Genomic DNA, 17,000 nt, shown 5'->3' with positions numbered 1-17,000 from the left:
CCCTCCCGGCGCGGCTTCGGGTGCGGCAGGCCTACTCGTCGTCGGGGTCCTCGATGTGGACGCCCAGTGCTCCGGCGAGGGCGTAGGACAGGGCGATGAGGTCCTGGTGGGCGAGGATCGCGCCGGTCATGCTGGTCACGCCGCCGATCCCGGTGAGGTCGCAGCGGGCGAAACGGGTGCCGTCCATGCTCGCCTGGGAGAACTGCGCGCCGGTCAGGTCGCAGTCGGTGAAGCGGGCGCCGCGCAGGTCCGCGTGCTGGAAGTCGGCGCGGGTCAGGTTGCAGCCCTCGAACGCCACGTTCGCGAAGGTGGTGAACCGCCACGACGACAGGTCCAGTCGGCAGTCCGCGATCGTGATGTCCCGGAGGTGTTGTTCTGCTTGATCTCGCCGTTGTCGCGGCCGCGCTGGGCGCTGCACTCCTGCTCGCTGCCGGCGGTGTCGGTCACCTGCGCAACCGTCCGGCCTTGACCGCCGCGCTCGACGCCCACCTGCTGCCACGGCCGCTGCGGGCCTGGTTGGCAATCTTGCTCGGACCAGCGGAGGTGCTCGTCGGGGCGGCGACCTGGGTGACGTGGCTCGCCGCCCCGGTGTACGCGGCACCCGCTGTCGCGCTTCTCGACGCAAGCTACTGCGCGCTCGGGCTGTACACCACGGTGCTCCGGATCCGTGTCCCGACGGCACCTTGTGGTTGCTTCGGGACACCCCGCCCGGTCACATGGTTGGTGGTAGGCCGGGGGTGGTTGTTTGCGGGGGTTGCAGGTGCCGCGGTGCCGGTGCTGTGGACGCCACCCGACCTCTCGTTCGGGACGAGGTTGTTCCTGCTATTGCCAGCGGTCCTGGTGGTGGCGGTGGGCGGATTGCTGTCCACGGAGGTCTTCGGCGTCACTCAACCTATCTGATGGCAATCGGCGTTGTTCTAAGTACGAGCACCACACGAGGAAGAGGGCCCGATGCCAGCCCAGGATCGTTATAGCGGCTTCCGAGAGTTTGTGGTGGCCCGGAGCGCAGCGCTGTCAAGCGCGGCCTACCTGCTTACCGGCAACCACCAGACGGCCGAGGACCTGCTGCAGGAGGCGCTGGCAAAGACGGCGGTGCGATGGCGTCGGGTGGAGTCAGGAGGTAACCCGGAGGCTTACGTCCGCCGGGTCATGCTCAACCAGCTGCGGTCCTGGTTGCGTCGTCGCCGGTATCCCCAGGTTCCGCTCGACTCAGCGGCAGACCCTGCCGCTGATGTCGACATGGCGGGCCGGGCGGCGCAGCGCATAGCCATGTCCCAGGTCCTGGCATCGTTGCCCCCTCGGCAGCGTGCGGTTCTCTACCTGCGTTTCTACGAGGATCTGTCCGAGACGGCCACCGCCAACCTGCTCGGCTGCAGGGTCGGAACAGTCAAGCGGCACGCCCATGACGGACTTGCCGCCCTCCGCCGGGCATACCCACACCTGTCTGACACCTCTACGACGTCGGAGGTCGTACCGTGAGTGACCCCATCCTGTCCGCCTACCGAGAGTTGGGCACCGAAGCGCGCAGCTACGCCGATCCCGACCGGGCGCTCGCCGCAGCCCGGCGACGCCGGCGCACCAGGCTGACCGCGAGCGCCGTGGTCGCCCCGTTGATAGCCGGCTCACTGGTGGCTAGCATGACGCTACAGCCGGCTGCGGATCCGGAGGTGCCACCGACCGCCATCGTCGCTGTCTCCTCTCCTGGCCTGCTCCAAGCACCCGGGACCACCCCCCCACTGCCGACCGATGCGGTCCGTCCCGCCGTGCTCGCATACGCGCCTTGTGCCCACGGCTGCAACGCATTGGCGGTGCTTACCGACGGCCGGCAGTTTGAAGTGCCGCCCGACCCCGACGGTGTCTTCACTGGCGCGCTCTCGCTGTCGCCGGACGGCACCTGGCTCGGATACCCGTCCAGTGGCGAGTACCTGATCCGCAACCTCACCAGCACCCAAGTGCGCCGCCTCGCACCCCCGTCGGAGGGACGCCGAATCGGTGCTGTGGCGTGGTCCGCCGACTCCAGCAAACTCCTGCTCTTCAACGAACCACGGCTCGGTGGCGACGCGACCTACACCATGCTCGATGTGGCCACCGGCAAGGTGACAACGCCCCGCGTGCCTGCCGGTGATCGCGCGGTTGGGATCCTGCCCGGCGGGGCCGTGCTGCACCGCCCGGGGACCCCCACCGGCCAGACCTTGGCCCTGTCCGCCACCGATGGTCGAGCCTTCCCGATCGACCTGGGCGACCGCCTAAGGGGCGGCGAAACCGTGCTGGCCGTCCAGGTGGCCCCCGACGGCACCAGGGTGTACGTCACCGTCGGCACCCTCGTACCAGGAGGCCTGTCCACTGCGGTCATTGCGGCCACGCTGACCGGCGAGGTGCGGCCCCGCCAGGACCTCGCCGGACCGGTCGGCTTCTGGGAGCTGGTCGGCATCGGCCCCGACGGCCCCGTCTTCAGTCTTCACGCCGACCGCATCGACGCGAAGGAGACCACCTTAGTCACCATCTCCGAGTCCGGCCCACGCCAGGGCCTGGTGATCGCCGGCACAGGCCCGGCGGAAGCAGGTGCCCCGATGGTCCGGACCCCCGGCTGATCCCCGGGCAGCAAGCCGGACGGTTACGGGTCGGCAGCGCGGAAGGTTCGCGACGGCTTGTCGTCTGGGAGCCTGAGTTGAACAGGTCCTCAGCGCCCAGCGTTCATCTCTGCTGGAAGTCGTTGCATAGCGACGCGGGCTGTGCAAGCACCTCGGCGGTCCCTTGCCACCAGCGAGCATCCGCAGGGCGTCGAAGGCATCCTGTCCTACGCTGACGGTGTGGCCGAGCACATCGTGACCGTGCTCGATGGTGATGCGATGCATCGCATAGCATCTTCGAATCTGAAGCCGCCATGGTTCGAGCGGTGCCCCAGGTGCCGGGTCTCGTCCCACTTCAGCTGGGCGCAGCGTCTGACCGGCCTCGTCCTCGAAGACCAGCCACGCCTGCCGCTGCGCCGCTACCGTTTTCCCGCCGGCCACGTCTCCCGCCGCCAGGTGGTGATCGCGGCTTCGTCCCGCTCGACCGCACGGTGCTTGGGGACCTGCACCGACCAGCCCAGCCGGTACATGATGTCCGCCGTGCCCCGCAGCGTGTACCGGGTGTGGAACTTCCGGGCGATCAAGTCCGACACCCGGCCCAGGGTCCACCGCTGATCACTACCGAAGCCGTGTGCCGCCGGCCCCTCGTCCAATGCCCCGGCCAGCCGTCGCAGCCGACCCTCATCCGGACGGCACCGAGACCCACCGGGCCCCTTTCGAGGCCAGGGCCTGCTCACCACCGGCCTTCCACCGTTTACGCCACCCGTACACCGCGGTCTGCGACACCCGCAACCGCGCCGCGATCTCCGGCACCGACACATCCTCGACGAACCACCCGGCCGCCTGCCGTTCTACCGCCTCACGCTTCGCCCGCCCCCGCGCGGACAACCCACCTCCATCGGGATACCTCATTCCATCGATCAACCCCAGCCCGAAGCCGTCACGCAGACCACATCGGACGAACCTGGCCACTCAAGATCTGTATCTGCTCTACGCCCACACCCTGCCCGATCCCGCCCCCTCGCACGTGCTCGTCGCCGATCAGCTGCGGGAACGGCTCGGGTTGGCCGGGGCCGACGCGTTCGCGGTGACCCAGCAGTTCTGCGCCAGCGGACTCGCCGCCATCGACATCGCCGGTGAACTGGTCCGCGCCGACGGCGACCCGGCGGCGAAGGCCCTCGTCGTCACCGGCGACAAGGCATTCAACAGCGTGCTGCGTTACGTACTGCAGGTATCGGTCACCGGCGAGGCGTCAACGGCCTTTTTGGTCGGCCTGGACACGCCGGGCGGCCCGGACGGCTTTCCCCGCGCCGACGGCGGCGTCCACGGTGCGGGCAGCCGGGTGCTCTCCTACGCGGCCCGCACCGAGGGCGAATTCGCCGGCGGCTTCCGGATGTCCGCCGAGAAGTTGCGCCGCTTCGGCGACACCTACTGCACCCACCTGTGGGCCGCGATGTCGGACACCCTCAGCTACGCCGGACTGAGCCTGTCGGACATCCACCTGGTGATCCCGCACAACGTCAACGCCTCGCTCTGGTTGTGGCTCTGCGCGGAGGTCGGCCTGGACCGGCGACGGATCTTTCTGGACAACATCCCCCGGTACGGGCACTGCAACTGCTCCGACCCCTTCCTGAACCTGGCCTCGATGCGGGAGCGGGGCCTGGTGCGCAGCGGCGAGTTGTACATGCTCACCTCGGTCGGGATCGGTTCCAGCTACGCCGCCATGGTCATCGAGTACTGAGGGGACGACGTGGACACTGGTTACCTCCGCTCGCTCAAACACCGCCTGCTCGGCCGCCCCGTCCTTGCCACCCGGCGGGGACTCTCCAGCGCGGCCCCATGGCCCGTGTAGCAGGCACGATCGAAGCGGGGCAGCCAGCTGTATTGACGACGATCCGGGAGTTCGTGACGATCAACGCATGACGGTGACACCGCGACGGCGACGGCGACCGAGCGCTATCTGCGGAACACAGCGCTTGTGCCGTTCACAGCCGGCGGACTCACCGACTGGGGCTCGGTTGCCGCCGTGGCCCCCGAGAAGCCCTTCGGCGGTGTCGACCGGCTGCCCGACACGCGCCGCGAACCGGTACCTGCGGATCGCCATCTCCCCTACACGCAGCAGCTGAGAGGCCAGGCGGCACGCCGTGTCTCCCGGATGCAGGAGTGCTTCTGCACGTGAGCCTCCGTGGCCTCTGGACAACCTGCTGTGGCGGGATCAACCGGGCGCAGTGAAGCGACCCGGTGCCGCGGGCGACACGCGAACCATGGGACTGGGACGACCGGCTCACCGAACTGAGCATGACGGTGCCGCACGACCGCCGCATCGGTCGGCGGCGAGCGGCCGGCAATGGGCGCTACCCAACCTCAAGATCCTCCACCCGTGTACAGGAGCTGAGTTCCATGGAAGGCATCAGCGATGTCGTGTCGGGTCATGCCCGACGCATCCCCGACCGGGTGGCCCTGCGTTTTCTGGGCACCGGCGATGCCGACGGGCGGGTCGAGGAGTGGACCTACGGGGAGTTGGAACAGCAGATCCGTACGGTTGCTGCGGGCCTGGCGCGCACGAGAGCCTCCGGCCCTGTCCTTCTGCTTCAATCGTCGGGACTGGGCTGCGCCGCAGCGTTCCTCGGTACTCTCCGGGCGGGTCGTGTCGCCGTTCCCGTACCACCGCCGGACGAGCGACGCCACCAGCCCACGCTGACCCGGCTCGAGCGGATCGCCGCGGACTGCGGCGCCACGACGGTCATCGTGACCGCCGACGTGGCGCGGCGCGACCTGGGGAGCCTCACCGGCCTCGAGCGGGTTCTGCTCGATGCAGGCGACCAGTCTGTTCCGGAGGGGACCGTCGATGGTGGCTCAGCCGACGGCATCGCCTTCCTGCAGTACACGTCAGGGTCGACCGGCGATCCGCGCGGAGTGGTCGTGGGTCACGACCAGCTCGCGCACAATCTCTCCTGCCAGCAGAGGATGTGGGAACTGGGATCGGACGACGAGTTCGTCAGCTGGCTCCCCACCTACCACGACATGGGACTGATCGCGGGAATCCTGTTGCCGCTGTCGTTGGGCGCGACCGTGACGATGATGGCCCCCGAGGCGTTCGTGCAGCGGCCGATGCGTTGGCTGGAGGCCATCGCCCGGTACCGCGGCACCTTCAGCATCGCGCCGAACTTCGCCTACGACCTGTGTGTCAGGCGCAGTGAAGCGACCCGTGTCGCGGGGCTCGACCTCTCGTCGTGGCGGGTGGCAGCAAACGGTGCCGAGCCGGTGCACGGGCCGACCCTCGACCGGTTCGCCGAACGGTTCGACGCTGCGGGCTTCGATCCGGTGGCCCTCACTCCGGCCTACGGTCTAGCCGAAGCGACGTTGATGGTCTCGTCCGTACCGCCCAGGCGGACCGCCCGTCGGGCCGCCGACCGCCGCCGCAGCGTGTCCTGCGGCGTCCCGGCGCCCGGTGTGGAGGTCCGTATCGTCGACCCGGTCACGGCCGAGCCGTGCGCCGACGGAGTCACCGGCGAGATCTGGGTCGGCGGTCCCAGCGTCGGTCGGGGGTACCACAACCGCCCGGAGACGACCGAACAGATCTTCCACGCTCGTACGGCGGACAGGAGCGGTGGTCGATTCCTCCGGACCGGGGACCTGGGTTTCCTGGATGATGGTGAGCTCTTCGTGACCGGCCGGCTCAAGGATCTGGTCATCGTCGGTGGTGCGAACCACTACCCGCAGGACATCGAACGGGTCGTCGAGGCGGCTCATCCTGGGTTGCGGGCGGGATGCAGCGCGGCGTTCGCCGTCGAGGAGGCTGCCGAGGAGCGGCTCGTCGTTGTCGCCGAGGTCGCCGGTGGGCACGACGACGATCACGAACAGATCGTGCACGCCATCCGTGACGCGGTGTCCGACGCCGAGCGGATCCCGGTGCATGCGGTGGCGCTGATCGCGCCGCGGTCGATCCTCAAGACGTCCAGTGGCAAGATCCGGCGCGCGGAGATGCGGGAGCGTTATCGGGACGGGCTCCTGCATCCGGTTCACGACTGGACCGCGAGTGAACGCACCCCGACGGCGATCCGCACCTGGCTTCGCTGGCACGTCGCGCTGCGCACCGGTCGTGATCCGCAGCAGATCGCCACGGACGTCCCGTTCCGCGCACTCGGCCTGACGTCGGTTGCCACTGTGGAGCTCGCAGCCGCACTGGCAACCTTCCTGGAACGCGAGATAGCGCCGACGGCCCTGTACGAGTTCTCCACGATCGAGGCGCTCAGTGCGCACCTGACCGGTTCCCATGCCGCTGCGGCCATCGTGCCGGTACCCGGCCGGGAGCAGGAGCCGATCGCGATCGTGGGCATCGGCTGTCGTTTCCCCGGCGCTGCCGGCCCACAGGAGTACTTCCGCCTGCTCGCCTCGGGTACGGAGGCCATCGGCGACATCCCACCGGACCGCTGGGACGTCGAGGCGCACTACCACCCGGGCACTCCCCGGCCGGGCAAGATGTACGTCCGGCGCGGTGGCTTCCTTGACGAGGTCACCGGCTTCGACCCCGAGTTCTTCGGGATGTCGGATCTTGAGGCGCGTTACCTGGACCCGCAGCAGCGCCTCCTGCTCGAACTGACCTGGGAGGCGTTCGAGGACGCGGGCGTACTCCCCCCGGACGTCGCGGGTACCACGGCCGGAGTCTTCGTCGGCATCACCACGAGCGACTACGCCGATCTGATGCGCACGCAGGGGGTGCACGCCGGTCCGTACTCGGGCACGGGCAACGTGTTCAGCCTGGCCGCGAACCGTATTTCGTACACCTTCGACCTGCGCGGCCCGAGCATCGCGCTGGATACCGCCTGCTCGTCGTCGCTGGTGGCGATTCATCAGGCATGCCACAGCCTGTGGCGCGGCGAGAGCGCCCTCGCCCTGGCCGGTGGGGTCAACCTGATGCTGTCTCCGGCGACGACGGCCGCGTTGTGCCAGAGCGGTGCGTTGTCACCGGACGGACGCTGCCACACGTTCGACTCCCGGGCGAACGGATACGTGCGCGGCGAGGGTGCCGGGCTGGTCCTGCTGAAGCCGCTGAGCCAGGCGGTCGCCGACGGCGACCGGGTGCACGCGGTGATCCGCGGCACCGCGGTCAACCAGGACGGCCGCTCCAACGGCCTGTCCGGGCCCAACCCGGAGGCGCACGTGCGGGTGATCCGGTCGGCGCTCGACGCGGCCGGTCTGCGCCCGGGTGACGTGCAGTACGTCGAGGCCCACGGCACCGGTACCGCGCTGGGCGACCCGATCGAGGCTGGCGCCATCGCGGCCGCCCACGCCCCGGCGTCGATGCGGGTGGGGTCGGTCAAGACCAACATCGGTCACCTTGAGGCCGCGGCGGGCGTCGCCGGCCTGATCAAGATAGCGCTGGCCATCGAGCACGGCGTGTTGCCGCCCAGTCTGCACTTCGCACAGCCGAACGAGCACATCGACTTCGCGAAGCTGCGCATGAGCGTGCCCGTCACGGCGGGGCGGTGGCCGCAGTCGCCCGGCGAACGGTCGGCCGGCGTCAACAGCTTCGGCGTGGGCGGTACGAACGCGCACGTCATCGTGGCCGAAGCACCGGCGCCGGCCACCGTCGCGAACAGCGGTCAGGCTCGCCTGATCGTCCTGTCGGCCCGCTCGCCGCAGGCCCTCGAAACTCTGGCCGAGCGCACCGCGCGTAGTGCCGCAGGCAGTCCCGCATCGATCGACGACCTCGCCTACACGGCCGGGCTGCGACGCACGCACCACGAGCACCGCATGGCCGTGGTCGCGCGAACGCCGGAGGAACTGGCCGAGCGGCTCACGCCACCGCACCCGGAAGCGGTCACCGGCAGGGTCGTCGCCGACCGGCGCGTCGTGTTCGTCTTCCCCGGCCAGGGCTCTCAGCACCTCGGTATGGGGCACGGGCTCTACCGGGCCGACCCGGCTTTCCAGAACGCGTTCGACGACTGCGCAGCCGCTCTGCAGCCACACCTGGCGTGGCCCGTACGGGACCAGTTCTTCGCTGTCACCGAGCAGGATTCGATGCTCGACCGCGACGACGTCGTCCAGCCGTTGCTGTTCGCCGTGCAGGTCGCTCTGGCCGCAAGCTGGCGTTCCCGCGGCATCGAACCGGCTGCCGTGGTCGGACACAGCATGGGTGAAGTGGCCGCAGCCTACGTGGCGGGCGCGCTCACCCTCACCGAGGCCGCCTGGGTGACCGGCCTGCGCGCGAATGGGCTGGCCACGCTGCGTGGCCAGGGGGCGATGGCCGTCGTCGGGCTCGCCGGAGACGACCTGACCCGGGCCATCGAGCCGTACGCGACGCTCCTGTCGTTGGCGGTCTGTAACGGGCCGGAGATGTCGGTCGTCTCCGGTGACGTCGACGCCATCGAGCAGTTGATCGCCGATCTGGCCGAGCGCGACGTGTTCGGCCGCCGGGTCAAGGCCAACGGTGCCGGCCACTCGCCGGTGGTGCAGCCGGTCGCGGACGAGCTGCGAACGGTCCTGGCCACCCTACGGCCCCGGCCGGTCACGGTTCCGATGTACTCATCGGTTACCACGGCGTCGCTCACCGGCACCGAGCTCGACGGCGCCTATTGGGCGGCGAACATCCGCGAGCCGGTCCTCTACCACCAGACCGTTCAGCGGCTCTGCGCCGACGGCTTCCGCCTCTTCGTCGAGATGAGCCCCAACCCGACCCTCACACTGCCGACTGAGCAGGTGATCGGACCCGAAGGCCACGCGGTCGCCTCCCTGAGGCGCGGGCGGCCTGATCCCGAATCCCTGCTGGAGGCGCTGGGGGCGCTGCACGTGTACGGCGTACCGGTCGACCTCGGCCAGTTCTTCGACCGTCCGCGCCCGGTGGTCTCGATGCCTTCCGGACCCTGGAAGCGCACACCGCACTGGTTCGGGCCCCTCGCAGCGCACGCGCCCGCCGAGGCCGTCGACCAGTCGCCGAAAACCACCACCGAGGTGGTCCGCGCCGCGTTCTCGGGCGTGCTGCGAACGCGCGTCACCGGCGGCGACGACAACTTCTTCGCCCTCGGCGGGAGCTCGCTCATGGCCGCGCAGATGATGCACGAGCTGCGCGCGACGCTCGACTGTGACATCCCGGTGCGGCTGCTGTTCGACAACCCCACGGTCTCCGCGTTCACCACCGCGCTCGACAGCTTGCGCGTGACCGGGCCGGCAGCCGTGCCACGGCCCGTGCGCGTTGACCAGGACGACTTCCCCCTGACCATCAATCAGGAGCGCTACCTGCAGGCCGAACGCGCCGGAGGAACACCGTTTCTGGTCACCCAGCATCTCGACCTGGCCGGCCCGGTCGACCCGGACGCCCTGGCCCGTGCCATCGACCGACTCATCGCTGTGCACGACGGGCTGCGCACGGTGTTCACGGCCGGGGACGTGGTCCGACAGCGGCACGCGACGGCGGACCCGGTGGCGTTGCCGATCACCGACCTCACCGCCGCGGCCGACCCGCAGGCCGAGCTGGCGCAGGCCCTCACCGAGGCCGAACGACCGTTCGACCCGTTCACCGGGCCGATGTACCGGTTCGGGCTGGTGCGTCTGACCCCGGATCGGCACGTCCTGACCGTCGTGCTGCACCACCTGATCACCGACGGCTGGTCGGCCGGCGTGCTGTTCCAGGATCTGGTGCTCGGCTACGAGGACGCCTCCCCGCCCGCCGCGCCGCCGCTGCGCCTGGCCGACTACGCGCAGTGGGAGCGATCGTTCTACTCCGGAGTCGTCCTCGACCAGCAACTGGAGTACTGGCGAAAGAAGCTGGTCACGACCAGCGTGCCCGCGCTGCGTCTGACGCGGGACGAGCAGCGCGTTCCCGGCCGGCAGCGGGAGCTGGGGCTGCGAGAGGTGGAACTGGACGGCGAGGTGGCCACCGGAATCGAGCAGACCGCCCGTGAGGCCGGGGCGACCACGCAGATGGTGATGCTGACGGCGTTCATGCTGGCGCTGCACCGGCAGTCCGAGCACGACGAGATCACAGTGCCGATCAACGTGACCGCCCGCGAGGTGCCCGAGCTGCAACGGGTCGTGGGTTTTCTCTCCCAGCTGCGGCTGATCACCGTCGACCTCGGCGGCGGGCCCGACCTGCGCGAATGCCTGCGGCGGGTTCGCGAGGCCGTATTGACCGCCGGGGAGGAACAGGGACTGTCGATGAGCCAGTACTTCCACCTGGCCGGACGGCCACAGGAGGACATCCCGTACCGGATCTCCTTCAACCACCTGCCCGAGGTCGCGCTGCCCACCACGGTCGGGGCGGCCACGGTGACGCCGCTGGCCCGGCAGAGCGGCTACGTGTTACCCCGCGATCTGGTCGTGGTTGTCCGGACGATAAACGGGCGACTGCGCCTGTCCTTCGGGTACGACCGCGGTGTCATCGTCGAGGAGAGGCTGACCCAGTTGATGGCCGACACCCAGCAGATCGCGACCGCGATGACGAGCGACCTGGAAGGGGCGGCCCGATGACCGCCGACGAGGTGCGTACCCGGATCGCGGAGCTGGACTCCCGGCTGGCCGATACGCGAGACGGCGGGTCACCACGTGCCGTCGCCCGGCAGCGGGAGGCCGGCAAACTGACCGTGCGCGAACGGATCAGTCTGCTGTTCGACCCCGGCAGCTTCGCCGAGATCGACGCACTCGTGCGCAGCCGCCCGGACCCCGACTCGACGCGCGCCCGGCCGTACGGCGACGGCATGATCATCGGGCACGGCCTGATCGAGGGACGGCCCGCTTTCACGTACGCGCACGACTTCACTGTGCAGGGCGGCAGCATGGGTGAGGCCAGCGGCGGAAAAGTACTCAAGGCCATGGATCTCGCCCTCCAGACCGGCTGCCCGATCATCGGCCTCAACGACTCGGGTGGGGCACGCATCCAGGAGGGTGTGGCCGCCGTCGGCTTCTATGCCGAGCTGGTGCGGCGCAACGTCGCCGCGTCCGGCATCGTGCCCCAGCTTTCGCTGATCCTGGGCCCGTGCGCCGGCGGGGCCGCGTACTCACCGGCGATCACCGACTTCGTCATCATGGCCGAGCGGACCGCACACATGTTCGTCACCGGCCCCGATGCCGTGCGCGCTGCCCTCGGTGAGGACACCGACATGGACACACTGGGCAGCGGCCGGGTCAACGCCACCATCTCCGGTAACGCCCACCACCTGGCGGCCGACGAGGCCGACGCCATCGCCTTCGCGCGGCGGCTGCTCAGCTACCTGCCCAGCAACCACACCGAGCCGCCACCCGCAGGTCCAGCCTACGACACCAGCGCCGACGTACCGGCCCTCGCGGAGCTGATCCCGGGCTCCTCCCGGAAACCGCTGAACGTGGCCGCGGTCATCGAGAACCTCGTCGACCCCGGCTCGTTCCTGGAGATCCAGCCCCGCTACGCCCGCAACATGCTCTGCGGCCTCGCCCGCATCGGCGGACTGTCCATCGGGATCGTGGCCAACCAGCCCACCCACAAGGCGGGCGTCATCGACGGGCGCGCCGCCGAGAAAGCCGCCCGCTTCATCCGCTGCTGCGACGCGTTCAACGTCCCCATCGTGACCCTGGTCGACGTCCCGGGCTTCATGCCGGGCACCACCGAGGAGCATGCCGGAATGATCCGACGCGGGGCGAAACTCGCCTATGCGTTCGCCGAAGCCACCGTCCCGCGAATCACCCTGGTGCTGCGCAAAGCATACGGCGGCGGATACGGTGTCATGGGCTCCAAACACCTCGGCGCCGACATGAACTTCGCCTGGCCCACCGCCGAGATCGCCGTGATGGGCGCCCATGCCGCGGTTGACATCCTGCACCGCGCGGAACTCGCCACCGCGACTGAGCCGGAACAGGCCCGCGCCAAACTGATGGAGGACTACCAGGCCAAGTACGGCTCGCCGTACCTGGCCGCCGAACGCGGCTTCATCGACGCCGTCATCCCACCGGCGGAGTCCCGCAGGCAGATAGCGGCCGCCCTGCGCCTGCTCAGCCGGAGGCCACTCGCGGAGCGGACCACGAAGCACGGCAATATTCCGCTCTAGGGTCTCTCCACGGGGTTACTCGACGCCGACGGCGCTGACCGGCTCAACACCCGTACCGACGAGAACACACGGTTCTTCGGTATTGAGATCAGTGCGGTACGCATCGGCGAGTCAGTGCCGGCGCCTCTCATGCGTCTGGTCGACCGGACTTGCGGCAGCCCGTCCTCAGTCAGCACGATCGTCACCGGGACCTCACGCGGTAGCGGTCTCTCGGTGCTCTCGCGCAACGTGCGGTGCGCGGGACAATCGCAGGATGGCTGCAGCGGGTCCGGGCACCCGGCGAGGGTAGACATCAGCCGCTGAACCCCGTCGTCGTCGACCGGCCAAGACCAGTCCATGTCCCACGGCTCCTCCCACGGCGGGTGGAAGCAATCGTGATCAAAGCGCACCACAAGGCCAGCCCCACACTCCAAGCAGGCCACCACGTCGCTCCAGCGATAGTTGACCTGATGCCCCGAGGCACCGTGCGGGACACCCCAGCAGCTGATGAGCACAACCGTGCGCTGATCCGACCGACACACGACACAGATGCCCATGACCGCCCCTCCCCTGCCGTACACCCGCAACCCACCGTAGAGATCGACGACAACCCTTGGGGCGGCAGAGGACGCGAGCGCTGAAGGATCGAGATCGGGTGGGCTCGGTACCGTGGAAAGGTGATTCCGAGTTGTCCCGACTGCCATGCGGCGGGCGTCCCTCTGCTCTTCGGCCTCCCGTCGCCGGAAGCCAGGGAGGCCGCAGCCGCAGGCGAGCTTGTGCTCGGCGGGTGCTTCTTCCCCGAAGAACCGGTACCGAACTGGCAGTGCCCACGGCAGCACCGATGGCGCGACGCCGATGAGCGGACCTGGGACACGCAGCTCCTGGCCGCGCTACTCGCACACGGCTACACCGGTCGGGGCGCCGACACTTGAGCCGGCGGCGAGAGCAGGCGCCGGCAGGTGCGGCGCTTCGGCACCGTTCGTGGCCGAGCGCGAGGGCATCGCGGTCGCCATTACCCCCGGTGCCGAAGGCTGACCCTGTCCGCCGAACCGGGTCAATCCCCGCTCACCCTGCCCGGGTCGATTGACGATCAGTTGCGAAGGGGTTGCCGTTGACCACAATGGACGGAATGACTAGCCATTCCGAAGGGACCCCCGTGAAACGCCGACTTCTGTCCGTACTGACGATCGCGGCCGTCAGCCTCACCAGCGCGGCCGTGGTGGCCGCGCCGGCCCATGCCAGCGACGCGCCCGGCTTCGTCTGCAACCTGACGCAGAACACCTGGCTACGGGCCGCACCGCACGGCCCCGTCCTGCGTACCCTGACCGCCGGTCGCGGGTTCCGCGCGCACGCGGGCTGGGGCGAGGACAACGACAACTGGGTCTACGGCCACGGCGCCGAGGACCCGTCGCTGGACGGCTGGGTCCCGCTGGGCAACACCACCTGCTGAACGGGCACGCCGGCACAGGGGTGGTCACGGAGCACATGTGACCACCGCTATCCGTCTTCGAGGCTGGCTGCACCGGCACCTGCCCGGTTTACCGGAATAGCCGGTACCGCGCCGGGCGTCAGCGACCTCCTGCCTGGTCGGGGGCCTACGCCTGGTCGGCGTTCTGGGGTTTGGTGGCTTCGGCGGCAGCGCGTTGGCGGACCCGGGCCACCTCCGTCGAGCTGGCGAACTGCCGGGCCACCCGGGCCAGCCAGGCGCTCTCCGAGGCCAGCGAGGCATCCACGTCCTGGAACGGGTGCTCGGCGCGGTAGTCCCGGCCGTGCGCGTGACCGACGAGGGCGGCGGCGATCACCGCCGCTTCCACGGTGGCCGGGTCCGCCGCCGGGCCGACCCAGCGGGGCACGTCCGGATGGGCGTAGGGGCGCAGCGTCAACTGTGCGTCGCGGATTTCGATCACCCGTCGATAGAGCGCGAACTCCGCGCCGGGCAACGGCCAGCCGCCGCTGGTGTTGAGGGCGATCTGCGGCAGCGCGGCCCGCAGCGCCCGCCAGAGCGGGTCGATGCGGTACAGCCGGCGTAGCGCCCGCAACCAGCGCAGCGGCGCGGTGATCCGGTCGCCCCAGGCGGTCAGGGTCGCCCCGATCAGCCAGAGCAGCATGCAGACCGAGCCCAGGGTGGCGCCGACCGGCAGCGTGGTGGCCAGGGACCGGCCGGTGAGGAGGGTGACCACCGGCCGGACCCCGGACCAGGCCGCCCAGACGATACCCAGCGCGGTGCCGGTGACCACGAAGCTGAGCCCGGTCCGCAGTACGCCGGCCGCCACGTGCCGCAGGTAGCCGCCCACGCTGGTGATGAAGGTGACCAGGCAGGCCGCGATGTAGCTGAAGAACACCAGGAGGTAGCCGACGACGACCGGATCCCGCGAGTACGCGTTGACGAAGTTCAGGGTGAAGGTGGTGTCGGCGTTCGCCAGCAGCACCGCCATCACCAGGACCGCGCCGACCAGCAGGACACCGTGCCGGCGCAGCCAGCGCCGGGTGCCGGCCGGGCGGGCGATGCTCTGGCCGAGCGCGCCGAGGAAGTACGCGGCGAGCATCTCCAGGCTGTTGCCGAGCAGCCGGCTGAGGTTCGGCACCGGCTCGACGTGGCTGATCGCGATCAGGACCGGGTGGGCCATCACCGCCAGGCCGAGGCCGATGCAGAGGAAGAAGGCGGCGAGGTACCGGGTGCCGGCGGCACGCCGACGGCCGGGTACCGGGATGAGTTTGTAGGCGGCGACCACGACTGCGAGCGCCAGGGCGGTGAAGTTGAGCCAGGTCAGCATGGTGCCCGGCCCCGGTCAGCCGGTGTCGAAAATCGAGCCGAGTCGGGCCAGCCCGTCGGCGACCTCGGGGGTGACCGGGCCGGTGCCGCCGGTCGGACTCCGGCGGGCGCGGTGGGCGATCATCGAGGCGACCAGTTCGGCTTCCTGCTCCTGGGCGGCCGAGTAGTCGGAACGGCCGAGTACCCGGCGGACCAGGTCGGTGGAGAGGTTCGGCAGCAGCAGGGCGGGCAGGGCGGCCAGCGAGCGGTCGTCGACGTGGCCGCAGAGCAGGTGTCCGACCTCGTGCAACAGGATGTGCTCCTGGTGCAGCCGGGTGGTGCTGGTGGCATAGAAGAGGTAGTCGGCCTGGTCGGTGGCGACCAGTGCACCGCACTGGCTGGCCCCACCGGGCATCGGCACCAGCTCGACCGGTCGGCCCCGCTGGTGGGCCAGCGCGTCGACGAACCGGGTCGGCTCGAACGGCGTCGGGATCGACAGCGCATCCACGATCCGCTGACACCGGCGCCACATGCCCCGATCAACCGCCATCGCGCTGCACCGGCCCGCCCGTACCGGCCCCGGGCAGCTCCACGCCGGCCGGCCCGGCGCGGCGTGCCTCCCGCCGCCCGATGGCTTCGATCATGTCGCTGATGGTGTCCAGCCCCTCCGGGGAGAGGGTGACCGCACGTAGCGCGATCTGCCGGACGGCGCTGTCGCGCAGCGCGCCGAGCAGCTCCAGCTCCTCGACGATCCGCGCGCTCTGCGCGTCGTCGAAGAAGTACGCCGCCGGCACCTGGAAGAACTGGGCGAGGGCCTCCAGGTGCCGCTTGGTGGGGTTGGTCCGCCGGCCGTTGCGCAACTGCCACAGGTACGTGGTGGAGAAGCTCTCCCCGGTGGCCGCGCGGCAGGCGGTGGCCACCTCCTCGTTGCGGTACTGCTCCCGGTCGGGGCGGCGGACCACCTCGAAGAGTCTGTTGATCTTTTCGGCGAGGGTGCCCGTGGTCGGGTGGTCCATGTGGTGCCCTCCCCTCGTCGGATCGGGTGGACCCCGTTTCCCGTGGTTGACGGCGGCGACCCCCTCGGACATCCTAGCGATTCATGATTTTTAGCTGAGATGAACGGCGTGCGCGCCGCCTTTCACACTGGCTGCGAGTTTCCGAAGGAGGTGAACCAGATGACCGCACTTGTCGACCACACCAACGACATCTCCCTGGAGATGTTCGGTGAGCTCACCGAGGCCGACCGGACCGCCCACGGGCTGGCCGGACTCACCCCGGTGCTCGCCACCCCGACGGCGGTGGCGCTCGGCGTCGCCGTCGGCGCCGTGGCGTTCCACGCCGGCTACATGGTGGGCATCGCCCGCAACATGGCCGAGGGCACCAGGCCGGTACCGAAGTAGCCGCCCGACCCGTACCCCCAGTCAGGAGGTGATCCATGTCCGTTCTCGCCAACAGGGTGAACGCGGACCCCGCCCTCGCCGCGATCCCGATCCACAGCGACGAGGCATGCAACCAGGTCGGCGGGATGCCGGTGCTGGCCACTCCGGCGACCATCGTCACCGTGGCGGCCGGGGTCGGCCTGGTCGGCACAGGGCAACGGCTTCGGCGCGATCGGCCGGGGGATCGTCGTCGCCATGCAGGTGGGCGTGCAGATCACCTTCTGGCTCACCCTGACCTTCG

The 17,000-nt window shown here is 69.9% G+C and carries 15 protein-coding genes; 9 read left to right on the top strand and 6 right to left on the bottom strand.

Going from position 1 to position 17,000, the window contains the following annotated elements; all coding sequences use genetic code 11:
- Positions 1–31 precede the first annotated feature (31 nt).
- Positions 32–418 (bottom strand): pentapeptide repeat-containing protein, encoded by a 387-nt coding sequence (locus AB0B63_RS20320; RefSeq protein ID WP_357020859.1) that lies wholly within the window; start codon positions 416–418, stop codon positions 32–34.
- Here AB0B63_RS20320 and AB0B63_RS20315 point away from each other — a divergent pair.
- From AB0B63_RS20315 to AB0B63_RS20305, 3 genes are read left to right on the top strand one after another with little or no spacing between them, the layout of a single operon-like run.
- Positions 376–900, top strand: coding sequence for a MauE/DoxX family redox-associated membrane protein (locus tag AB0B63_RS20315; protein WP_357021212.1), 525 nt, complete (start codon positions 376–378; stop codon positions 898–900). The genes AB0B63_RS20320 and AB0B63_RS20315 overlap by 43 nt on opposite strands.
- A gap of 51 nt (positions 901–951) precedes the next feature.
- On the top strand, positions 952–1,479 hold the full coding sequence (locus AB0B63_RS20310; RefSeq protein ID WP_357020856.1) for a SigE family RNA polymerase sigma factor: 528 nt from the start codon (positions 952–954) through the stop codon (positions 1,477–1,479).
- On the top strand, positions 1,476–2,591 hold the full coding sequence (locus AB0B63_RS20305; RefSeq protein WP_357020853.1) for a hypothetical protein: 1,116 nt from the start codon (positions 1,476–1,478) through the stop codon (positions 2,589–2,591). The genes AB0B63_RS20310 and AB0B63_RS20305 overlap by 4 nt, the downstream gene beginning before the upstream one ends.
- Before the next feature lie 398 nt (positions 2,592–2,989).
- On the opposite strand, the gene AB0B63_RS20300 is transcribed toward AB0B63_RS20305, so the two are convergent.
- Positions 2,990–3,163, bottom strand: coding sequence for a winged helix-turn-helix domain-containing protein (locus tag AB0B63_RS20300; protein WP_357020850.1), 174 nt, complete (start codon positions 3,161–3,163; stop codon positions 2,990–2,992).
- Positions 3,164–3,251: 88 nt separating this feature from the next.
- Positions 3,252–3,458: a helix-turn-helix domain-containing protein gene (locus AB0B63_RS20295; protein ID WP_357020846.1), complete on the bottom strand. Its 207-nt coding sequence runs from the start codon at positions 3,456–3,458 to the stop codon at positions 3,252–3,254.
- A gap of 139 nt (positions 3,459–3,597) precedes the next feature.
- Here AB0B63_RS20295 and AB0B63_RS20290 point away from each other — a divergent pair, with 139 nt between their 5' ends.
- From AB0B63_RS20290 to AB0B63_RS20275, 4 genes are all read left to right on the top strand, one after another.
- Entirely contained in the window at positions 3,598–4,311 is a 714-nt protein-coding gene (locus AB0B63_RS20290) for a 3-oxoacyl-[acyl-carrier-protein] synthase III C-terminal domain-containing protein (protein ID WP_357020842.1), read from the top strand.
- Positions 4,312–4,970: 659 nt separating this feature from the next.
- Complete coding sequence (locus AB0B63_RS20285; RefSeq protein ID WP_357020839.1) at positions 4,971–11,039, top strand: beta-ketoacyl synthase N-terminal-like domain-containing protein; 6,069 nt, start codon at positions 4,971–4,973, stop codon at positions 11,037–11,039.
- Positions 11,036–12,589 carry an acyl-CoA carboxylase subunit beta gene (locus AB0B63_RS20280; RefSeq protein WP_357020836.1) on the top strand — a complete coding sequence of 518 codons (1,554 nt, stop codon included), beginning with the start codon at positions 11,036–11,038 and terminating at the stop codon, positions 12,587–12,589. Before AB0B63_RS20285 ends, AB0B63_RS20280 begins: the two co-directional genes overlap by 4 nt.
- 1,135 nt (positions 12,590–13,724) lie before the next feature.
- Positions 13,725–14,018, top strand: a complete 294-nt coding sequence (locus AB0B63_RS20275) for a hypothetical protein (protein ID WP_357020833.1) — start codon at positions 13,725–13,727, stop codon at positions 14,016–14,018.
- Positions 14,019–14,163: 145 nt separating this feature from the next.
- Here the strand turns inward: AB0B63_RS20275 and AB0B63_RS20270 are convergent, their stop codons facing one another.
- From AB0B63_RS20270 to AB0B63_RS20260, 3 genes are read right to left on the bottom strand one after another with little or no spacing between them, the layout of a single operon-like run.
- Positions 14,164–15,342 (bottom strand): MAB_1171c family putative transporter, encoded by a 1,179-nt coding sequence (locus AB0B63_RS20270; protein WP_357020830.1) that lies wholly within the window; start codon positions 15,340–15,342, stop codon positions 14,164–14,166.
- Between the two features lie 15 nt (positions 15,343–15,357).
- A complete protein-coding gene (locus AB0B63_RS20265; protein WP_357020827.1) occupies positions 15,358–15,870 on the bottom strand; it encodes a hypothetical protein in 513 nt (170 codons plus the stop codon).
- Positions 15,860–16,336, bottom strand: a complete 477-nt coding sequence (locus tag AB0B63_RS20260; RefSeq protein WP_357020824.1) for a helix-turn-helix domain-containing protein — start codon at positions 16,334–16,336, stop codon at positions 15,860–15,862. Before AB0B63_RS20260 ends, AB0B63_RS20265 begins: the two co-directional genes overlap by 11 nt.
- Before the next feature lie 159 nt (positions 16,337–16,495).
- On the opposite strand from AB0B63_RS20260, the gene AB0B63_RS20255 reads away from it, so the two are divergent.
- Both AB0B63_RS20255 and AB0B63_RS20250 read left to right on the top strand, forming a co-directional pair.
- Positions 16,496–16,720, top strand: a complete 225-nt coding sequence (locus AB0B63_RS20255; RefSeq protein WP_208566890.1) for a hypothetical protein — start codon at positions 16,496–16,498, stop codon at positions 16,718–16,720.
- A 35-nt stretch (positions 16,721–16,755) separates the two neighbouring features.
- A partial coding sequence (locus AB0B63_RS20250) for a hypothetical protein (RefSeq protein ID WP_357020821.1) occupies positions 16,756–17,000 on the top strand: 245 nt, incomplete at its 3' end.

The sequence above is a fragment of the Micromonospora sp. NPDC049081 genome (genome assembly GCF_040648835.1).
GTDB classification, from domain to species: domain Bacteria; phylum Actinomycetota; class Actinomycetes; order Mycobacteriales; family Micromonosporaceae; genus Micromonospora; species Micromonospora antibiotica.
This window is presented reverse-complemented; position numbering and strand designations above follow the sequence as displayed.